18 protein-coding genes and 3 tRNA genes are annotated in these 18,115 nt (G+C 73.1%); 10 read left to right on the forward strand and 11 right to left on the reverse strand.

The window, feature by feature from the left end:
- Nucleotides 1–11: 11 nt before the first annotated feature.
- Nucleotides 12–941, forward strand: a complete 930-nt coding sequence (locus tag Q6348_RS01510; protein WP_304599572.1) for a phosphotransferase — start codon at nt 12–14, stop codon at nt 939–941.
- A gap of 5 nt (nt 942–946) precedes the next feature.
- Here Q6348_RS01510 and Q6348_RS01515 read toward each other — a convergent pair whose 3' ends face one another.
- On the reverse strand, nt 947–1,225 hold the full coding sequence (locus tag Q6348_RS01515; protein WP_304599573.1) for an adhesin: 279 nt from the start codon (nt 1,223–1,225) through the stop codon (nt 947–949).
- Between the two features lie 144 nt (nt 1,226–1,369).
- The gene (locus Q6348_RS01520) at nt 1,370–2,677 is read right to left on the reverse strand and encodes a mechanosensitive ion channel family protein (protein ID WP_304599574.1); all 1,308 of its coding nucleotides are present in this window, start codon (nt 2,675–2,677) and stop codon (nt 1,370–1,372) included.
- 115 nt (nt 2,678–2,792) lie between these two features.
- On the opposite strand from Q6348_RS01520, the gene galE reads away from it, so the two are divergent.
- Nucleotides 2,793–3,776, forward strand: a complete 984-nt coding sequence (gene galE, locus Q6348_RS01525; RefSeq protein WP_304599575.1) for a UDP-glucose 4-epimerase GalE — start codon at nt 2,793–2,795, stop codon at nt 3,774–3,776.
- A gap of 7 nt (nt 3,777–3,783) precedes the next feature.
- Here galE and Q6348_RS01530 read toward each other — a convergent pair whose 3' ends face one another.
- Both Q6348_RS01530 and Q6348_RS01535 read right to left on the reverse strand, forming a co-directional pair.
- Nucleotides 3,784–4,710: an LLM class flavin-dependent oxidoreductase gene (locus Q6348_RS01530; RefSeq protein WP_304599576.1), complete on the reverse strand. Its 927-nt coding sequence runs from the start codon at nt 4,708–4,710 to the stop codon at nt 3,784–3,786.
- 9 nt (nt 4,711–4,719) lie between these two features.
- Nucleotides 4,720–5,064, reverse strand: a complete 345-nt coding sequence (locus tag Q6348_RS01535) for a metallopeptidase family protein (protein ID WP_304601881.1) — start codon at nt 5,062–5,064, stop codon at nt 4,720–4,722.
- A 132-nt stretch (nt 5,065–5,196) separates the two neighbouring features.
- Here Q6348_RS01535 and Q6348_RS01540 point away from each other — a divergent pair.
- The 5 genes from Q6348_RS01540 to Q6348_RS01560 all read left to right on the forward strand — a co-directional run bounded on the left by Q6348_RS01540 (nt 5,197) and on the right by Q6348_RS01560 (nt 6,354).
- A tRNA-Glu gene (locus Q6348_RS01540) sits at nt 5,197–5,269 on the forward strand.
- A gap of 28 nt (nt 5,270–5,297) precedes the next feature.
- A tRNA-Asp gene (locus Q6348_RS01545) sits at nt 5,298–5,371 on the forward strand.
- 34 nt (nt 5,372–5,405) lie between these two features.
- Nucleotides 5,406–5,478: transfer RNA gene (locus tag Q6348_RS01550), tRNA-Phe, on the forward strand.
- A 110-nt stretch (nt 5,479–5,588) separates the two neighbouring features.
- On the forward strand, nt 5,589–6,092 hold the full coding sequence (locus Q6348_RS01555) for a phage holin family protein (RefSeq protein WP_304599577.1): 504 nt from the start codon (nt 5,589–5,591) through the stop codon (nt 6,090–6,092).
- Nucleotides 6,079–6,354 (forward strand): DUF3618 domain-containing protein, encoded by a 276-nt coding sequence (locus Q6348_RS01560; protein WP_304599578.1) that lies wholly within the window; start codon nt 6,079–6,081, stop codon nt 6,352–6,354. The genes Q6348_RS01555 and Q6348_RS01560 overlap by 14 nt, the downstream gene beginning before the upstream one ends.
- Before the next feature lie 48 nt (nt 6,355–6,402).
- Here the strand turns inward: Q6348_RS01560 and Q6348_RS01565 are convergent, their stop codons facing one another.
- Nucleotides 6,403–6,579, reverse strand: a complete 177-nt coding sequence (locus Q6348_RS01565; RefSeq protein ID WP_304599579.1) for a BldC family transcriptional regulator — start codon at nt 6,577–6,579, stop codon at nt 6,403–6,405.
- A gap of 257 nt (nt 6,580–6,836) precedes the next feature.
- On the opposite strand from Q6348_RS01565, the gene Q6348_RS01570 reads away from it, so the two are divergent.
- Entirely contained in the window at nt 6,837–7,025 is a 189-nt protein-coding gene (locus Q6348_RS01570) for a DUF3073 domain-containing protein (protein WP_304599580.1), read from the forward strand.
- Between the two features lie 84 nt (nt 7,026–7,109).
- Here the strand turns inward: Q6348_RS01570 and purM are convergent, their stop codons facing one another.
- The 3 genes from purM to Q6348_RS01585 form a co-directional block, all read right to left on the reverse strand.
- On the reverse strand, nt 7,110–8,201 hold the full coding sequence (gene purM, locus Q6348_RS01575) for a phosphoribosylformylglycinamidine cyclo-ligase (RefSeq protein ID WP_304599581.1): 1,092 nt from the start codon (nt 8,199–8,201) through the stop codon (nt 7,110–7,112).
- Entirely contained in the window at nt 8,198–9,730 is a 1,533-nt protein-coding gene (gene purF / locus Q6348_RS01580) for an amidophosphoribosyltransferase (RefSeq protein ID WP_304599582.1), read from the reverse strand. Before purF ends, purM begins: the two co-directional genes overlap by 4 nt.
- 77 nt (nt 9,731–9,807) lie before the next feature.
- Nucleotides 9,808–11,943, reverse strand: a complete 2,136-nt coding sequence (locus Q6348_RS01585) for an ExeM/NucH family extracellular endonuclease (protein ID WP_304599583.1) — start codon at nt 11,941–11,943, stop codon at nt 9,808–9,810.
- 253 nt (nt 11,944–12,196) lie between these two features.
- Here Q6348_RS01585 and Q6348_RS01590 point away from each other — a divergent pair, with 253 nt between their 5' ends.
- On the forward strand, nt 12,197–13,363 hold the full coding sequence (locus Q6348_RS01590; RefSeq protein WP_304599584.1) for a TIGR04053 family radical SAM/SPASM domain-containing protein: 1,167 nt from the start codon (nt 12,197–12,199) through the stop codon (nt 13,361–13,363).
- A 10-nt stretch (nt 13,364–13,373) separates the two neighbouring features.
- Nucleotides 13,374–14,762, forward strand: coding sequence for a protoporphyrinogen oxidase (hemG, locus tag Q6348_RS01595; RefSeq protein ID WP_304599585.1), 1,389 nt, complete (start codon nt 13,374–13,376; stop codon nt 14,760–14,762).
- Between the two features lie 38 nt (nt 14,763–14,800).
- Here hemG and Q6348_RS01600 read toward each other — a convergent pair whose 3' ends face one another.
- The 3 genes from Q6348_RS01600 to Q6348_RS01610 form a co-directional block, all read right to left on the reverse strand.
- Entirely contained in the window at nt 14,801–15,154 is a 354-nt protein-coding gene (locus tag Q6348_RS01600; RefSeq protein WP_304599586.1) for an MFS transporter, read from the reverse strand.
- Between the two features lie 71 nt (nt 15,155–15,225).
- On the reverse strand, nt 15,226–17,490 hold the full coding sequence (locus tag Q6348_RS01605) for a 5'-nucleotidase C-terminal domain-containing protein (RefSeq protein WP_304599587.1): 2,265 nt from the start codon (nt 17,488–17,490) through the stop codon (nt 15,226–15,228).
- A gap of 204 nt (nt 17,491–17,694) precedes the next feature.
- The gene (locus tag Q6348_RS01610) at nt 17,695–18,072 is read right to left on the reverse strand and encodes a sterol carrier family protein (RefSeq protein ID WP_304599588.1); all 378 of its coding nucleotides are present in this window, start codon (nt 18,070–18,072) and stop codon (nt 17,695–17,697) included.
- Nucleotides 18,073–18,115: the final 43 nt, after the last annotated feature.

Raw genomic sequence — 18,115 nt, forward strand, 5'->3', positions numbered from 1 at the left:
ACCCTCGCCGCGTGGCACCGGAGTGGAGCCCGCAGCGCCGGATCACCCCCGAGCTCGCAGCGGACGTGATCGCAGCGCAGTTCCCGGAGCTGGCCGATCAGGACGTCCGGGCGTTCGACGCGGGGTGGGACAACGCCGTCCTCGCGGTCGGCGAACGCTGGCTGTTCCGCTTCGTGCATCGCGAGATCGCGGTCGACGGCTCCCGGCGCGAGCTCGCCGTGCTGTCGCGCATCAGCGAGCTACCGCTCCCGATCCCGCGCCCTCGGTTCGTCGGGCGACCGACGCCCGAGGTCCCGTGGCCGTTCTGGGGCGCCGAACGACTGCCGGGGACCGAGCTGGCCGCCTCGGGCCTGGCAGACCGCGCGGAGGTCGCCGCCGCCCTCGGCGGGTTCCTGCGTGAGCTGCACGACCCGGCCCGGCTCGCGCAGGTGGGAGCTGGGGCGCTTCCCGTGGACCCGATCGGCCGCGCGGACCCGGCCCGGCAGGCGCTGCGCGCCGAGCAGCGCCTCACCTCGATCGCCCGCGGCGCGGACGACACCGACGTCCGGGACCGGGCCGACGACCTGCTCGTCCGGTCCGCGCCGCTGCGCCGGGCCGCCTTACGCCTCGCACCCGGCCGGGGCCGCGTTCTCGTGCACGGGGACCTGCACGGGCGACATGTCCTGGTGGAGGGCTCGTCGCCGACCGGCGTGATCGACTGGGGGGACACCGCGGTGTCCGACCCGGCGGTCGACCTCATGGTGGCGTGGGCCTCGTTCGGTCCCGCCGACCGCGCGGTGTTCTGGGAGGCCTACGGGCGCGACGACGCCGGCCGTCGGCTACGGGCCCGGGCCACCGCGCTGAACGTGTGCTCGGCGCTGGCGGAGCAGGCCGCGGCCGACGGCCGGGTCGAGATCGCAGCAGAGGCGTTCGCCGGAGCGGCGCGCGCCTGCGACGACTGAGCTGCTCAGCCCTGGGGGGCGAGCATGAAGCCGGTGCCGCCCTCGGCGGGCGCCACGTCGAGCTGCTGGTCGGAGAGCATCGTCGCGGTGGTCGGCTCGACGAACACACGCGCGCCCTCGGCCTCGATCAGCTCGTCGCCCTCGACCGGGGCGGTGACGAGCGACAGGTCGAAGGTGCCCTGCTGGGACGACTCGGCGATGCGCATCCCGCCCTCGGCCGGCAGGCCTGCCCGCTCGGTGAGGTCGTGGACCGCGTGGGAAGCGTTCTCGGTCAGGGTGAGCATGTGGGGACTCCTTGTCCGGGGTGCAGCACGCACGGTGCAGCGTGGTGGCACGTTCGGCGTGCCCGGTCGGATCCACCGTCACCCCGGTCGCTGGATGGGACAACCGGGTACCCGGGATCGTCCACCCAGCGGACACGGTGCGTGTCAGCGATCGGGACGACCCTCCTCGGCGGAGTGCGGCGGCCGCAGGCCCTCCGCATGGTGCTCCCGTTCGGCGATCACCCGGTCCCCCGGTCCGCTGAAGGCCTTGGACCTCGCGACGGCCGACAGGCTGCCCGTGAACAGCCCCGAGTCGCGTCCACCGTCCACCAGGACCGTCTCCTGGCCGGCGGGACGCGTGCGCAGCGGCTCGGAGGCCGGCTCGACGGTCGCGACCACCTGCTCCTGCGGCGCGGACGCCGACTCCCACCGGGTCCGCGGCAACCCCTCCGGGTGCTCGCGCTGCAGCCAGGCCACCAGACCCTCGCGCACGGCGCACCGCAGGTCCCACAACGTGGGCGCGTCGGTGGCCGAGGCCAGGGCGCGGACCCGGACGCGCCCCTCCACGGCATCCGTGACCTGGAGGACCCCCACCCGGTGGTCCCACAGCTCACTGGCCTGGAGCAGCCGCATCAGCTCGGCGCGCATCCGGCCCACGGGGACGTTCCAATCCACGTCCAGCTCGACCGTGCCCAGCAGGTCCGCCGCGCGGCGGGTCCAGTTCTCGAAGGGTGTCGTGGCGAAGTACGTCGACGGGAGGATGAGACGGCGGTCGTCCCAGACGTGCACCACGACGTAGGTCATGGTGATCTCCTCGATCCGACCCCACACGCCGTCCACCACGACCACGTCATCCAGGCGGATCGCATCGGTGAAGGCCAGCTGGATGCCCGCGAAGACGTTGGACAGCGACGTCTGCGCGGCAAGGCCGGCCACCACCGAGACGAGCCCGGCGGAGGCGAGCAACCCGGCGCCCACGGTGCGGGCCTCGCGGAAGGTCAGGAGGGCGGCCGACACCGCCGCGACCACCAGGACCAGGACGGTGAGCCGTCGGGCGACGCTGATCTGGGTCCGCACCCGCCGCACGTGCCGGTCGTCGCCGCCCGTGCGGTACCTGGCCAGAGCGGCGTCCTCGGCGACGAACATCAGCGCCCCGACGAGCCACGCCCCGGCCAGGATCGCCGCGATCTGCAGCCCGTGCTGGACCCAGGTCATCCAGTCCGGCTGTGGGGCGCTGGGGGTGACGATCAGCAACGCGATCCAGACGAGCACGATGACCAGGACCGTGCGAAGCGGGCGGCGGGCGCGGCGGGCCAGGTTCTCCGCGAGCCAGGTGCGCCGACCCGCGGCCCGGGTGACCGCGGCGAGCACCTCCGCCAGCACCAGGGCGACGATCAAGGCGATCGCGACGGCGAGCACGACGGCGACGCCGCTGGTCGACGGGGGAGTCGTGTCGGCAGCGAGAGGGATCACCCGTTCAGGCTAGGCCCGGGGCGGCACGTCGGCTCCCCGTGCCCCGCCGGAGCTTCACCGGCTCGACGCAGGGCGGCCACCCGATCCCCTCGGGGCACGTGGATAGGGTCTGCCCATGACATGGATGGTCACCGGCGGTGCCGGCTACATCGGGTCCCACGTGGTGCAGGCGTTCCGCGAGGCCGGGATGGGCGTCGTGGTCCTCGACGACCTGTCCAGCGGCCACCGGGAGTTCGTCCCGGGCGACGTGCCCTTCGTGCGGGGCTCGGTGCTGGACGAGGGCCTGGTCACCGCGGCACTGCGCGAGCACGGCTGCGAGGGAGTCGTGCACCTCGCGGGCTTCAAGTACGCCGGGGTGAGCGTGCAGCGCCCGCTGCACACGTACGCCGAGAACGTCTCGGGGACCCTCAGCCTGCTGCGCGCCATGGCCGAGGCGGGCGTGCCGAGCATCGTGTTCTCCTCGTCCGCGGCCGTCTACGGCACCCCGAGCACGGACCTGGTGACCGAGGAGACCCCGACCGCGCCGGAGTCGCCCTACGGCGAGTCCAAGCTGGTGTGCGAGTGGATCCTGCGCGACCAGGCGCGTGCCACGGCCGACAGCCCCGTGCCGCTCCGGCAGACCTGTCTGCGCTACTTCAACGTGGTGGGCTCGGGCAGCCCCGAGCTGTACGACACCAGCCCGCACAACCTCTTCCCGCTGGTCCTGGACGCCCTCGTGGCAGGTCGGCGACCCAAGGTCTTCGGCACCGACTACCCGACGCCGGACGGCTCCTGCGTCCGTGACTACATCCACGTCGCGGACCTCGCCGCGAGCCACGTCTCGGCGGCTCGGGCGCTGGCCGGGGGGCGTTCGCTCGAGCCGGTCTACAACCTCGGCAGCGGCACCGGGTCCTCGGTGCTCGAGATCATGGCCGCGATGTCGGAGGGGACGGGGATCGCCTTCGAGCCCGAGATCGCCCCGCGCAGGGCGGGCGACCCGGCCAGGATCGTCGCGTCGGGCGAGCTCGCCGCGCGCGACCTGGGCTGGCGGATGACGCACGACCTGACCGACATGGTCGCCACCGCCTGGCGCGCCAGGTCGGCCGCCGCCGAGTCCTGACGGCGCGTCAGCCGACGGTCCGCGGGACCGGCCGCACTGCACGCAGCTCGGCCAGCCGCCCTGCGGCCTCGTGCAGCACCCGCTCGTCGCCGGCGTACACACCGTCCGGCCGCGGCCAGTGCAGCACGAGGTCCGTGAACCCGAGGCCTGCGGCCCGCTCGACCGCCTCGGTGAGGACGCCCACCGAGCTCAGCGAGTAGACCGGGGCCCCGTCGACGCTGAGGTATCGGTCCACGTCGCCCGGCGCGCGACCGGCCGCCACGACCGCACGGTCGAACCGCTCGACGAGCCGCTCGAGCCCGGCCCACCACCGCTCCTGGTCCGCGGCGGACCCCGTCTCCTCGAGCCCGGCCAGGGACGGGCCGTACGTGCCCCAGCCCTGCCCGTACCTGGCGGCGGTCGCCATGGCCCGCGGACCGTTCGCCGCCACGACGAACGGCACGCGCGGCTGCTGGACGCAGCCGGGCAGCATCCGGGCGCCGTGCGCCTGGTACCAGCTGCCCTCGTGGTCGGTCACCGGCTGGCTGAGCAGGCGGTCCATGAGGTGGCAGAACTCCTCGAAGCGCTCCGCACGCTCAGCCGGCGAGACGGCCGCGCCGAGCACGTCCGCGTCGAACCCGGAGCCACCGGCACCCAGTCCCAGGAGCAGCCGCCCCGCGCTGACGTCGTCCAGGCCCATGATGTCCTTGGCGAACGGCACCGGGTGCCGGAAGTTTGGGGAGGCCACCCAGGTCCCCAGGCGGATCCGCTCGGTCACCACCGCCGCGGCCGTCAGGAGCGGCACGGTGGCCAGCCAGGGTCCGTCGGCCAGCGAGCGCCACGCGAGGTGGTCGTAGGTCCACGCGTGGTCGAACCCCCACTCCTCGGCGGCCCGCCACCGCGGCTCGACGTCGACCCAGCGATGTTCCGGCAGGAGCACGATCCCGATGCGCACGCCCGCAGGCTAGCCCCAGCCGAGCTCGTGGAGGCGTTCGTCGTCGATGCCGAAGTGGTGCGCGACCTCGTGCAGCACGGTCACCGCCACCTCCTCCACGACCTCCCGCACCGACTCGCAGACCGCGAGCGTGGGGTGGCGGAACACCGTGATCCGGTCCGGCAGGGAGCCCGCGGCCCACCACGAGTCCCGCTCGGTGAGAGCCACCCCCTCGTACAGACCCAGCAGGTCGGGCTCGTCGGGTGGCGGGTCGTCCTCGACCAGCACGACGACGTCGTCCATCATGGCCGCGATGTCGTCGGGCAGCAGGTCCAGGGCGTCGCGGACGGCGTCCTCGAACGCCTCGCGGGACATGTCCACCACAGCGCCATCCTCCCCCCGACACGCCGGCGGCCGAAGGTCTGTGGACCCTCTCTTTGGAGTTTGCCCGCGGAGACCGTATGATTCCCGAGGTTCTGGGAGCGCCAGCGTCCGGGGCGCCCACGGGCCCCCATCGTCTAGCGGCCTAGGACCCCGCCCTTTCACGGCGGTAGCACGGGTTCGAATCCCGTTGGGGGTACGAACCACCTGGACCTTGTTCCATACAAGGCCCCGTGGCGCAGTTGGTTAGCGCGCCGCCCTGTCACGGCGGAGGTCGCGGGTTCAAGTCCCGTCGGGGTCGCTCGTCGGTCCGGTCACGAGCCGGACCGCGGCTCGGCCACTTAGCTCAGTTGGTAGAGCGTTCGACTGAAAATCGAAAGGTCGGCAGTTCGACCCTGCCAGTGGCCACGTCCACGCCCCGGTCCGCGCCCTGCGGTCCGGGGCGTCGTCGTCCCCCTCCTCCCGGCCGTTCGAGCGGCCGATCCGGCGCGACTCGCCCGGGCTCCAGGACGAAGGGCATGCACGAGACGCCCGAGCAGGGAACAATGATCGCCAACGGTGCGGCGGGTCCGTCGCCGCCGGAGCACGTACGGCCAACTGCGGAAGGACGTGGTGACGTGATCGGCCGCTCCGAGACCAGACCGTCCATCGGCGAGCTGGTCTCCCTCCTGTCGGAGAAGACCTCCCAGCTGGTTCGCGACGAGATCAGGCTGGCGAAGGCGGAGCTGGCGGACAAGGCCAAGCACGCCGGCGCGGGTGTCGGCATGTTCGTGGTCGCCGGAGTCTTCGCCTTCTTCGCACTCGGAACCTTGATCGCGTCCGCGGTGCTCGGCCTGGCGAACGCCGTCCCGGCGTGGTTGGCGGCCCTGATCGTCGCGGTGGCGCTGCTCCTGCTCGCCGGCGCCCTTGGCATCGCCGGCAAGTCCATGCTGGACCGGGCCTCGGGGTCCGTGAAGGCGGTCGAGAGCGTCAAGGCCGACGTGGCAGCGGTGAAGGAGGGACTCTCCCATGAGCGCAGCTGAGGACATCCAGGCCGACATCACGCGCACCCGGTCCGAGCTCCAGGCGACCGTGGACGAGCTCGCGGACCGTCTGGACCCCAAGGCGAACGTCCTGCGCGCGCTCGAGGAGGCCAAGGTGGCACTCGCAGACGTGCAGCGCCGCGTTCAGCGGACCGATCGGGGCCCCGAGGATCGCGAGCCGACCACGACCGGCTGGGTCGTGCTGGGCGTCGGTGCTGCCGCGACCGCAGCCATCGTCACGACGGTGGTCCGCAAGATCTGAGCCCCGGCGCCCGGCTCGTGCCGGCTGCCGACCGTCGGGACCGGCGCCTCAGCGGTCCTCGTCCGGCTTGGGCTCCGGGACCTCCATGAGGGCCAGCACCTCCGACTCGCGGAACCGCCGGTGACCGCCGAGGGTCTTGATCGCCGTGAGCTTGCCCGACGTCGCCCAGCGGGAGACAGTCTTGGGGTCGACGCGGAACAGCGCGGCTACCTCCGCAGGCGTCATGAGCGGCTCACGCTGTGGTGTCCGAGCACCCACGCGGACCTCCCTTCCCCGTCGCGCCGACCGGCACGAATCCGTGGTGTCGTTACCTGGCCGTGACATAGTAACCACGCCCGGGGGGCCAGGCCCGATCCGGCGCCGGGAGGACGCCGGTCGCAGGAATGGCTCCGGACCCTGTAGCGTTAGGGCAGGAACCAGCACTCCGGGGCCGCACCTGCGAGGTGCCGCCCCGCTGCCATGTGATGAGGGGGTCGATCGCCATGGGGCGCGGCCGTCAGAAGGCGAAGCAGACGAAGGTCGCTCGCGAGTTGAAGTACTCGATCTACGAGCCGAACTACAAGGCTCTTGAGCAGGAGCTCACGTCTGCGCAGCGCCATGACACCGACAGCGACACCGACCCGTACTCCGCATGGGTCGAGGACGAGGACGAGGACGACGAGACCAAGTAGGGCTGTAGCCGCGACACCGGAGCGTTGTCAGACCCGGCCGTGGTCAGACCCGCCGTCGTCGCACCCCGTCGTGGTCACGCCCCGTCACACCCGGTAGTCGCCGGCCAACCGGACGGCTCCACCGCGCACACCCTTGGTGCCCTGCACCGCGCCCTCGTCGTCCCCGTCGGTCGCCATGACCTCGCCGAGGATCCACGGCGACGTGCCCGCGTCCGCCAGGAGCCGTAGCGCCGGGTCGACCGAGTCGGGCGGCAGCACGGCCACCATCCCCACGCCCAGGTTGAGGGTCTGCTCCAGGTCGGCCCACGGCACCTGCCCGAGCTCACGGATCAGGTCGAAGACCGGTGGTACGGTCCAGGACGCCCGGTCGACCCTCGCGAGCACGCCCGCGGGCAGCACGCGCGCCAGGTTCGCCGCGAGGCCCCCGCCGGTGACGTGGCTGAAGGCGTGCACCTCGACCGCGGCGGCCAGGTCCAGGCACGCCCGGGTGTACAGCCGGGTCGGGGTGAGGAGCTCGGCACCGAGCGTCGGGCCCCACGCGAGCCGGCGGTCCAGCGACCAGCCGGAGACCTCGACGACCCGACGCACCAGCGAGTACCCGTTGGAGTGCAGGCCGGAGGACGCCATCGCGACGACGACGTCGCCGGCCCGCACGCGGTGCGGCCCGAGCAGGGCATCGGCCTCGACCACCCCCGTGGCCGCTCCGGCGACGTCGTACTCGTCCGCACCCAGCAGGCCCGGGTGCTCGGCTGTCTCACCGCCCACCAGCGCCGTGCCGGTCAGTGCGCAGGCCTGCGCGATACCCCGCACGATCGCCGCGATCCGGTCCGGCTCGACGTGCCCGCACGCGATGTAGTCCGTCATGACCAGCGGCCGGGCACCGACGACCACGATGTCGTCGACGACCATGCCCACGAGGTCGTGGCCGATCGTGTCGTGCACGTCCAGCGCCTGCGCGATGGCGACCTTGGTGCCCACACCGTCGGTGGAGGTCGCCAGCAGGGGACGGCGGTACTCGCGCAGCTCGGAGGCGTCGAACAGGCCGGCGAACCCGCCGACGCCGCCGATCACCTGTGGCCCGTGCGTGGCTCGCACAGCGTCCTTCATGAGCTCCACGGCACGGTCCCCAGCGGTGGTGTCCACGCCCGCGGAGGCGTACGTGATCGGCTCGCTCACGGTTGCTCCAGGGCGCTGCCGCCGCCGACGCCGCCCACGAGCGTCGCCAGACCGTCGTCACCGAGCAGCGGTTGGTCCACCAGTGCCGTCCCGAGTCGTTCCGCCGGTGGCAGGGCGATCGGGTAGTCGCCCGTGAAGCAGGCGGCGCACAACCGGCCGGCGGGTTGGTCGGAGGCGGCGACCATGCCCTCGAGCGAGATGTAGCCCAACGAGTCCGCGCCGATCGACCGCCCGACCTCGTCCGCGTTCAGCCCGGTGGCGATGAGCTCGGCCCGGGTGGCGAAGTCGATGCCGTAGAAGCAGGGCCAGCGCACCGGTGGTGAGGAGATCCGCACGTGGACCTCAGCCGCACCGGCCTCGCGCAGCATCCGGACCAACGCGCGCTGGGTGTTGCCGCGCACGATCGAGTCGTCGACCACCACCAGGCGCTTGCCGCGGATGACCTCGCGCAGCGGGTTGAGCTTGAGCCGGATGCCGAGCTGGCGCAGGGTCTGCGACGGCTGGATGAAGGTGCGCCCGACGTAGGCGTTCTTCACCAGCCCCTGGGCGTACGGGATGCCGGACTCGTCGGCGTAGCCGATCGCCGCGGGCGTACCGGACTCCGGGACCGGGATGACCAGGTCCGCGTCGGCGGGGTGCTCGCGGGCCAGGGTGCGGCCCATCTGGACGCGGGCCGCGTGCACCGACCGGCCCGCGATCGTCGTGTCCGGCCGGGCGAGGTAGACGTACTCGAAGATGCAGCCGGTGGGCTCGGCCGGTGCGAAACGCGAGCTGCGCAGGCCCTCCGCGTCGATCACCAGCAGCTCGCCGGGCTCGACCTCGCGCACCACGGAGGCGCCCACGATGTCCAGGGCGGCCGTCTCGCTGGCCACCACCCAGCCTCGTTCGAGCCGGCCCAGCACCAGGGGCCGGACCCCGTGCGGATCCCGGGCGGCGTACAGCGTCCGCTCGTCCATGAACACGAGTGAGAACGCGCCGCGCAGGCGGGGGAGGACCTCGAGCGCGGTCGCCTCCAGGGTGCGGTCCGGGTCGCCGGCGAGCAGGGCGGTGATCAACGCCGTGTCGGTGGTGGTCCCCCGGGCCAGCTCTCCGCGCCGGCGCGGGCCGTAGCGCTCGGCGACCAGGTCGATGAGCTCGGCCGTGTTGGTGAGGTTGCCGTTGTGGCCCAGCGCGACGGTGCCGCCGGCCGTGGGGCCGAGGGTGGGCTGGGCGTTCTCCCACACCGAGGCGCCGGTGGTCGAGTACCGGGTGTGCCCGATCGCGAGGTGGCCCTGCAGGGCGTTGAGCGCGGTCTCGTCGAACACCTGGGAGACCAGGCCCATGTCCTTGTAGACCAGGAGCTGGTCGCCGGTGGAGGTCGCGATACCGGCCGACTCCTGCCCGCGGTGCTGCAGGGCGTACAGGCCGAAGTAGGTGAGCTTGGCGACCTCCTCGCCCGGGGCCCAGACCCCGAAGACGCCGCAGGCGTCCTGGGGTCCCTTCTCGCCGGGGAGCAGGTCGTGGGTCAGTCGTCCGTCTGGGCGCGCCACGCGCACATCGTCGCACACCGGGCTGTGCCCGGCCGCCCCGGTCCCGCATCCGGCCAGGGCGGCCGGGCGGTCGCCCCTCAGTCGGTCAGGGTGCAGGCGTGGCCGTCCAGCGCGAACGAGCTGGGGGCTGCGGGGCCGCCAGGACCGGCGAGCCCGAGCACCCCGAACGCGGCCCCGTCGGGCGTGACCGTGGTGCGCTCGGTGCCGGTCACGGTGACCTGATCACCGCGCTGACGCAGCCGGACCCCGAACCCCGTGAGGTACTGGGTCCCCTCCCCCGCGGTCCACGTGAGCACGCTTCCGGAACCCAACGGGCCGGACGCGTGCACCCGCAGGAACGCCCCGAACGTCCGGTGCGCATCCCAGGCGCGGTACTCGATGGTGCAGAACGCCGTGATCCCGACCAGGATCGGGTCGTGGTCCGAGGCGCGGTACACGGTGGACGCGTCCGGGTAGGCCCCGTAGTAGCCGCGGGCCGGCCACTCGGAGGCGTTGATGTCCCACACGCCGGCGCCGGTCAGACGCACCGCGAGGGCCGGGTCCACCAGCACGTGGTCGAGCGAGCCTCGCTCCCCGTCGTAGGTGTAGGTGTACTGGCCCGCCGCCAGGGTGGGCACGACGTCGGTGTAGCCCGCGTCGAGGAACACCTGGACCGGGTCCTCGTGCGCGTAGGAGTTCAGGTCCCCCATCACGGCCAACGACGCCACGCCCGAGTCGCTGACGAGCCGCTGGGCGAGGTCACGGACGGCGGTCGCCTGCGCGACGCGCTCCGCGTTGAACAAGCCCTGGCCGTCGGCGGGCTCAGGGCCGTCGCCACCCTTGGACTTGAAGTGGTTGGCGATCACCCAGAAGTCCCCGCTGCCGTCCACCGGGGAGAACCGCTGCGCGATCGGCTCGCGCGCGATGTCCCAGACCGTCTCGTCCACGTCGGTGGTCGCGTCGCCCACGGGGACGACGGCGGCCGGCCGGTAGATGATCGCGTTCATGATCACGTCGGTCGCGGGAGCCCCGTCGCCGTACAGCGCGGCGGGCGTGGGCACGTACGCCCAGGTGCCGGCACCCGCGGCGGCGTTCAGCCCGTCCACGAGGTCCGCGATGGCCGCGTCCGGCGTGGCGGACCCGAAGTGGATCGCGTTCTCGATCTCCTGGAGCGCGACCACGTCGGCACCCAGTGCGCTGATCGCCGCGACGATCTTCGCCTTCTGGATGTCGAACTGTGCCTGGTCGTCGGCGCCACGGGCCAGGTCGTCGTCGGCGCGGAACGTCGTGAAGTAGTTGAACACGTTGAACGTGGCCAGCTGCAGGTCACCACCCACCTGGGTAGGCGCCTCCGGGCGTGGGTCGAGGGTGCTGAAGCTCGCCTTCTGGCTTGCCGGGGTGCTCGCGTCGATCGGGGTGAGCGGCTGAAGCCGCCACTCGTCGTAGCCGTAGGACAGCACGTAGGTCAGGTCCCCGGAGTCGAGCTGGTCCCCCACGCGTACGACGTGGTCGGCGGTGAGGTAGGGCTGGGTCTGAGCGGTGACCTGCTGGCTCTTCGCGTCGTCCAGGAGCAGGCGCCGTGCGGCGTTGTCCGCCGCGATCGCGACCGCGTCAGGTCCGGGCCGAGTGGCCTCTGTGCTCGTGACGAGCGGGGCCAGCCCCGCGGAGAGCCACACCGTCCCGTACCGGTCGACCTCGTGCAGCGAGGCGACCAGGTAGTCGTCGGTCGGGTCGACGAGCATGCCCTCGTACTGCTCACGGTCGCTGCCGAGCACGGAGTCCGGCAGCGACACGGGCTGCGGGAGGACACCGGGACCGGTCACCGCCACGGAGCCGCCCGTGCGTGAGGCGTTGATCTCGGTCAGGCCGTAGTACTCGGTGACGACGCCGGTCACCTGGACGGCGTCGCCGATCGCAGCGTCCGTGGTGCGCCCACCCAGGTAGACGAAGACGCCGTCGCTGGCGCCCGGCGTGGCGTCCGAGGCGCCACCCGAGCCGGCGGTCTGGACGTAGAGCCCGCGGTAGCCGCCGGTGCGATGGTCGGCCGTGACCACACCGTCCACCACCACGGTCTGGTCCAGCATGGGGCTGGTGTCGCCGGTGCCCTGCACCTGCGCGATGGTGGTCGTGCTCTCGGCGCCCTGCGCCGGCACGACGACGGCTGCGGTCAGCGCCAACGCGCCGGCAGCTGCGGCGAAGAGACGTCCCGGACGTCCCTGCACGTGTGTCTTCACCCGTTCCCCCTTCTCCGCCCGGGTGCTACGGGCACCCGGGACCGTCGGGGTGCGGACCACACCCCGACGTGTGGTGCGGGGACCGGACGACCCCCGCTCTGCGCACGCTAGGCGCCCACCACCGGCCTGACCAGAGTCCTCCGCACCCTCGCACCGGGCTCGTCGGGTGCTGGGGCGGGACTCCTGCCCTGAGTTGGCTCCCAGGTACGTGAACTACCGTGGCGCCAGCCCCACCGTCGAGGAGGAGACCCGGATGAGCGCAGATGCTCGAGGCGGCCCGCACAGCCACGGCCACGGCCACGGCATCGGTGCGGTACGACCGGAGGGCTTCGTGTACTCACGGGCCCCGATGATCGTCTACTGGGAGGTCACGACGGCCTGTGGCCTCGCGTGCCGGCACTGCCGCGCCACCGCGATGCCCGAGCCGGCACCGGGCCAGCTCAGCACCGACGAGGGACTGCGGCTGCTCGACCAGATCACCGCCTTCGGGGATCCGATGCCGCACGTGGTCCTGACCGGCGGGGACCCGCTGCGCCGGCCCGACCTGGACCTGCTCATCGCCGAGGCGGGAGCCCGCGGGATCGGCGTCTCCCTCGCGCCGGCCGTGACTCCGCTGCTCACGCGCGAGCGCCTCGCCGGAGTCCGGGAGGCCGGTGTGCAGGCCATCTCACTGAGCCTCGACGGCTCGGACGCCGCCCACCACGACGGGGTCCGCGGCGTCGCCGGCACGTTCGACGCCACCGTCCGCGCACTCGACGACGCCGCCGCGCTCGGCATCCCGGTCCAGGTCAACACCCTCGTGGCCGAGCAGACCGTGGACGACCTGCCGGCGGTGTTCGAGCTGCTCACGGGCCACACCCTGATGCGCTGGAGCCTGTTCTTCCTCATCTCCGTGGGCCGTGGCGCGCAGCTGACCGAGCTGGAGCCCGGCGCCGCCGAACGTCTCATGCACTGGCTCGACGGCCTGCGCGGTCAGGCGGACTTCCAGGTCAAGACCGTCGAGGCCATGTCGCACCGCCGGGTCGTGGCCCAGCAGATGCGCCGCGGCGGCATGACCGACGCGCAGATCGAGGCGAGCCCGTTCGGCCGGGGCTTCGGCATCCGGGACGGCAACGGCATCGTGTTCGTGGCCCACGACGGCACCGTGCACCCGTCCGGGTTCATGCCCTCGGGCCTCGGCAACGTCCGCGAGACCAGCCTCGTGGAGATCTACCGCCACCACCCCGGGCTCGTCGCCCTCCGCGACGTGTCGCAGTACAAGGGCCGGTGCGGACGTTGCGAGTATGCGCGGTGGTGCGGAGGCTCCCGCGCCCGAGCGCTCGCGTGGACCGGGGACCCGCTGGAGTCCGACCCGCTGTGCCCGTACGTGCCTCGCGTCCCGCACCGCGAGCGCTCACGGCTCGTGGCCGGCGCCGAGTGAGGCCGGTGGCATGACCCGGCCCTTCCTCGTCGTCGGCGCTGGCATCACGGGCCTGGCGGCGGCCTTCGAGCTCGCCGGTTCCGGGCACGACGTCGTACTCGTCGAACGAGACCGCCTCGGCGGCCGGATCCGCACCGAGCGCATCGACGGTTTCCTCATCGAGCACGGCCCCGACTCGTTCGTCGCCTACCGGCCCGGGGCCGTACGGCTGGCCGACGCGCTCGGGATCGGCGACGACGTGGTCCCCGTGGTCCCGCCACGGTCCGTGCACCTGCGGGTGCACGGACGGATGGAACCGATGCCCGCGGGTATGGGCATGGTCCTGCCCACCCGGATCGGCCCGTTCGCCCGGACGCGCATCCTGAGCTGGCCGCAGAAGCTGCGCGCCGTCGCGGACCTGGTCATGCCCCGCGTCCTGGGGCCGCAGGACATGGCGATCGGCGCGCTGCTGCGGCGCCGGGTGGGCCCCGGTGTGGTCGCCCGGTTCGCCGACCCCCTGGTGGGAGGCATCTACGGCGCGAGCGTCGACGACCTGAGCATCGACGCGGTGCTGCCGATGCTGCGCGACTACGAGCGCAAGCACCGCTCTCTCGTGCTCGCCTCGCTCGCTCAGGGCCGCACCGCGTCACGTCCGGGCGACCCCGAGGGCTCTCCGTTCCGCAGCATGCGAGGTGGCATGGGTCAGCTCGTCGACGCCCTCGTGGCCGCGCTCGACGCGCTCGGGGTGCAGCCGCGCGTCGGGGTGAGCGTGCTGTCGCTGGCCCCGTCCGCGGAGGGCGCCCGCGCGGCCCTCTCGGACGGCACCGAGCTGGAGGTCGCAGGGGTCGTCCTCGCCGGCGGCGCCCCGTCCAGCGCGGACCTGCTCGCCGAGATCGCCCCCGACGCCGCTCGTACGCTGCGCCAGGTGCGGTACGGGTCCACCCGATCCGTTCACCTGGCCTACGACGAAGACGCGTTCGACACCCCGCCGACCGGGCACGGGTACCTCGAGGCCGGTCCCGAGCGGACGCCGGTGACCGGTGTCACGCTGGCATCGCGCAAGTGGCCGGGCCGCGCGCCCGACGGCTCCGTCCTGGTCCGTGCGTTCGTCCCCGACCGGGTGGGGGCGGCCGCCTCGCTCGGTGACGACGACCTGCTGGACACCGTCGCGGCGCACGTGGGTCGAGTGCTCGGTGCCACGCGGAGCCCCCGGCTGCGCCACCTCGTGCGGTGGACCGATGCGATGCCCACGTACACGGTGGGGCACCGGTCCAGGGCCCGGTCCGTCTCCGACGCCCTCGCGCACACCCCGGTCCGCGTCGCGGGCTCGGCGCTCAACGGTGTCGGCGTCCCGGACTGCATCGCGGACGGCCGACGCCTGGCCGCGGAGCTCGCCACGCAGATGGTCGGCGTCGCCTGACCGGCTGACCGGCGACGCACGCCGGTCGGTGCTGACGCTCAGCGCCGGCGCAGGACCGCCTCCACGGCGACCGCCACCAGGCCACCCAGCAGAGCCCCGATCGACGCGAGCCCGAGTCCCACCGCCGCGATCGCCCAGCCGGCACCCGGCGTCGGTCGGTCCGCCGTGAGGATCGCCAGGACGAGGGTGGCGACCAGCCCCACCACGACACCGGTGACGATGAACGCGCGGTACCGCGGCACCCGCCGCACGGTCACCGGGGTCGCGATCCGCTCGAGCTCGGCGAGGTCCGGGACGTCACCGGGCGCACCCTCGGCGCTCTGCGGTCCGCCGGCCGCGGTCCCCGGCTCGTCCTGCTGCGCGGCGTCGTCGGACGGATGCTGCGTGCTCACGGCCGACACCCTACGCAGCAGGTGGCCCCCCGCGCCCGACGGGCGTGGGGGACCACCGCCTGCCGGTCAGCTCAGTGCTCGATGGCGCACTGCTGGCCGTTCAGCTCGACCGTCGCCGGCTCGACGAGCCCGTGCCGGGCCTTGCCCAGCATCAGGAAGGTCGCCGACTCGCCCGGGGACAGGTCGGGGTTCCACCACGGTGCGAGCGCCGTCACGTGCGAGCCGCGCTGCCGCACGGTCGCACCGATGCCGAAGCGCACGCGCTCGTGGTTCGTCCAGTCCCAGGTGAGCTTCCAGCCCTGGACCGTCGCGTCGGTGTCGTTGGTCACCCGGACCGAGCTGAGGAAGGTCCAGCCCGACTGCACCGTCTGGTACTGCACGGTGCAGGGGAACGCGGCGACCGGGATCGTGAACGACGACGTCGTGCCCGTCGACGGCACGCTCACCGCGACCGCGAGCGGACCGGGCTCGGCGTCGGCCGGGACGGTGAGCTCGACGGTGGCGCGGCCGCTCTCGTCGGTCGTGTCGACGATCGACGGGTCGATGGTCGCGGTTCCCACCTGCTGCCCGTCCACGGTCAGCACGACCGTGTCACCCTGCCCCTCGGCGTTCGAGAAGAGCAGGGAGGACAGGTCCACGCTGAGGGTCGACCCCGGCAGGTACCCGTCCGTCGGCGGCTCGGGCAGCACGACGCCGACCGAGCGCTGGGCGAGGTCCGGGCTGACCGGGCTCTTCTCACCGAGGTAGGCCACCATCGCCTGCAGGTCGATCTGACCGGTGTCGGTGACCTCGGACCCGTCGGCCAGGGTGGCGAAGTTGTCGCCCCCGGCGGCCAGGAACGAGTTGGCGATCACCCGGTAGGTCGCCGACGTGTCCAGCGGCTGGTCCCCCACCCATGCCTGGGTGATGTGCGAGCCGGCCGCGGCGGTCGGGTCGTACGTGTAGGTCAGCCCGGCGACCCCGAGCTTGAGGAACGGTCGGCTCGCGCCGTCCGGCTGCCACTGCTCCTCGAGCACCTGGAGCACCTGGGCGCCCGTCAGGTTCTCGGCCACCAGCGTGTTGGCGAACGGCTGGACGTCGGCCGCCTCCCGATAGGTGACGTTGCCGTCGGGATCGCCCTCACCCGAGGACGCGTACAGCAGGTCCTGGCGCAGGCCGCCGGGGTTCATGAACGCGATCTGTCCGCCGGCGGACTGGCCCGCCCACAGCTGCACGTCGGCGACCAGGTTGCCCAGGGTCGACTCGCCACCCCGGTTCTCCGTGCCGCCGGACTGCACCGCGCGCTTGAGGTCGGCCGTGATGTCGCCCAGCGAGACGCTGCCGGGACCTTCGGCCGCAGCCACGGCGTCGTCGACGATCGCCTGGACGGTCGGGTCGGCCGGGTAGTTGCCTGCGAGCGGCAGCACCTCGGAGGAGTTGGACGTCACCGTCTTGGTCACCGGGTCCACCACGAGCTGCACGTGGTCGACGTTCACGCCGTAGGAGCCGGACTGCACCACCGGCCGCGTCAGGCCGGCCGGCCAACCGTCCACCGGGATCTGGTGGGCGAACGCCTGGTGGGTGTGCCCGGAGAACACCGCGTCGACGTTGGTGTCCAGGCCCGCCACCAACGTCCCGAACACCGAGTCGTCGGTGGAGTCGGCCAGGTCGGGCGAGTCGGGGCCCTCGTGCACGAGCAGCACGACGACGTCGGCCTCACCGTTGGCGGTGTCACCGTCGGAGAGCTGGTCGGCCACCGCGTTGACCGAGTCCACGATCGGCGCGACCCGGAGGGTGGAGATCCCGGCCGGGCTGACCAGCTCGGGCAGGTACTCGGTCACGGCACCGACGAACCCGACGCGGACGCCGTCGACGTCGGTCACCCAGTACTGGTCGAAGGCGGGCTCGCCGGTCGCGGCTTCGACGAGGTTCGCCGCCAGGTACGGGAAGTCCGCCCGGGGTGCGAGGTGGTCGTCGACGTCGGTGCGGCCCTTGTCGAACTCGTGGTTGCCCAGTGCGGACACGTCCAGCCCTGCGGCGTTCAGGGCGTCGATGGTCGGGTTGTCGTCCTGGATGAACGACGTGAAGGTGGACGCCCCCACGTTGTCCCCGGCGGAGACGAACAGGGTGTTCGGGTTGGCGGCCCGGAACTGGCCGATCGCCCCGGCAAGGACCGCGGCGCCGGCCACCCCGTAGCTCCCGGCCTCGATGCGGCCGTGGAAGTCGTTGATCCCGTACAGGTCGATCGTGACATCGCCGTCGGCCGCTGATGCGGCAGGGGCGACGCCCGCGGTGAGCGCCAGGGCTCCCGCGGCCGCAACTGGGAGGCGCCATGGACGGCGCCGAGTGGTGAGCATCAGCACGGACCTCCGTGGACGCGGCGCCACCGCTGGGCGGGCGCCGCTCAGTGGTTGGTGGTGGGCGGCGGACCCCGCCCGATCGCAACCTAGACACCGGCGGACGCCTTGACCAGGTTTCTGCACGAACGTCCCGACATGGGTGCTGGACCGTCTCGAAAACGGCGAGCGCCGTGCGGCCGGCAGCCACCCGCCGCCGATGCCTCAGCGGCGCCGAGCAGCCTGGAGGGGCAGGTAGTCACGCAGGTCGGCGCGCTCACCGGACGCCGACACCCGGCCGTCGGCCACCGCGTCGGTCCACGCGACGCCGCCCGTCACGAGGCCCAGCCACGTGGCAGGGTCAGTCTCCACGACGTTCGGAGGCGTGCCGCGCGTGTGCCGCGGGCCCGGCACCGCCTGCACCGCACCGTCCGGCGGTACCCGGACCTCCACGGCGTGCCCGGGCGCCACGTCGGCGAGCTCCTCGAGCGTGAACCGGACCGCGGTGCGCACGGTGCCGCGCGCGCAGGCGTCCGGGTCCTCGACCCAGGCGCGCAGCGCAGCACGCCCCTCGGCGGGGTCGGTACGGCGTCGCGCTGGCACGCCCCGATTCTGCCGCGTGCCGGCACCCGCGCCCACCCGCGAG

This window comes from Actinotalea lenta, assembly GCF_030586465.1.
Classification (GTDB): domain Bacteria; phylum Actinomycetota; class Actinomycetes; order Actinomycetales; family Cellulomonadaceae; genus Actinotalea; species Actinotalea lenta.

What these genes read in the sequence shown, in the direction of transcription:
- hemG (WP_304599585.1), top strand. Translation starts at nt 13,374, where the DNA reads ATGACCCGGCCCTTCCTCGTCGTCGGCGCTGGCATCACGGGCCTGGCG.
- Q6348_RS01565 (WP_304599579.1), bottom strand. Translation starts at nt 6,579, where the DNA reads ATGACGCCTGCGGAGGTAGCCGCGCTGTTCCGCGTCGACCCCAAGACT.
- Q6348_RS01570 (WP_304599580.1), top strand. Translation starts at nt 6,837, where the DNA reads ATGGGGCGCGGCCGTCAGAAGGCGAAGCAGACGAAGGTCGCTCGCGAG.
- galE (WP_304599575.1), top strand. Translation starts at nt 2,793, where the DNA reads ATGACATGGATGGTCACCGGCGGTGCCGGCTACATCGGGTCCCACGTG.
- Q6348_RS01555 (WP_304599577.1), top strand. Translation starts at nt 5,589, where the DNA reads ATGCACGAGACGCCCGAGCAGGGAACAATGATCGCCAACGGTGCGGCG.
- Q6348_RS01590 (WP_304599584.1), top strand. Translation starts at nt 12,197, where the DNA reads ATGAGCGCAGATGCTCGAGGCGGCCCGCACAGCCACGGCCACGGCCAC.
- Q6348_RS01515 (WP_304599573.1), bottom strand. Translation starts at nt 1,225, where the DNA reads ATGCTCACCCTGACCGAGAACGCTTCCCACGCGGTCCACGACCTCACC.
- Q6348_RS01560 (WP_304599578.1), top strand. Translation starts at nt 6,079, where the DNA reads ATGAGCGCAGCTGAGGACATCCAGGCCGACATCACGCGCACCCGGTCC.
- Q6348_RS01605 (WP_304599587.1), bottom strand. Translation starts at nt 17,490, where the DNA reads ATGCTCACCACTCGGCGCCGTCCATGGCGCCTCCCAGTTGCGGCCGCG.
- Q6348_RS01535 (WP_304601881.1), bottom strand. Translation starts at nt 5,064, where the DNA reads ATGTCCCGCGAGGCGTTCGAGGACGCCGTCCGCGACGCCCTGGACCTG.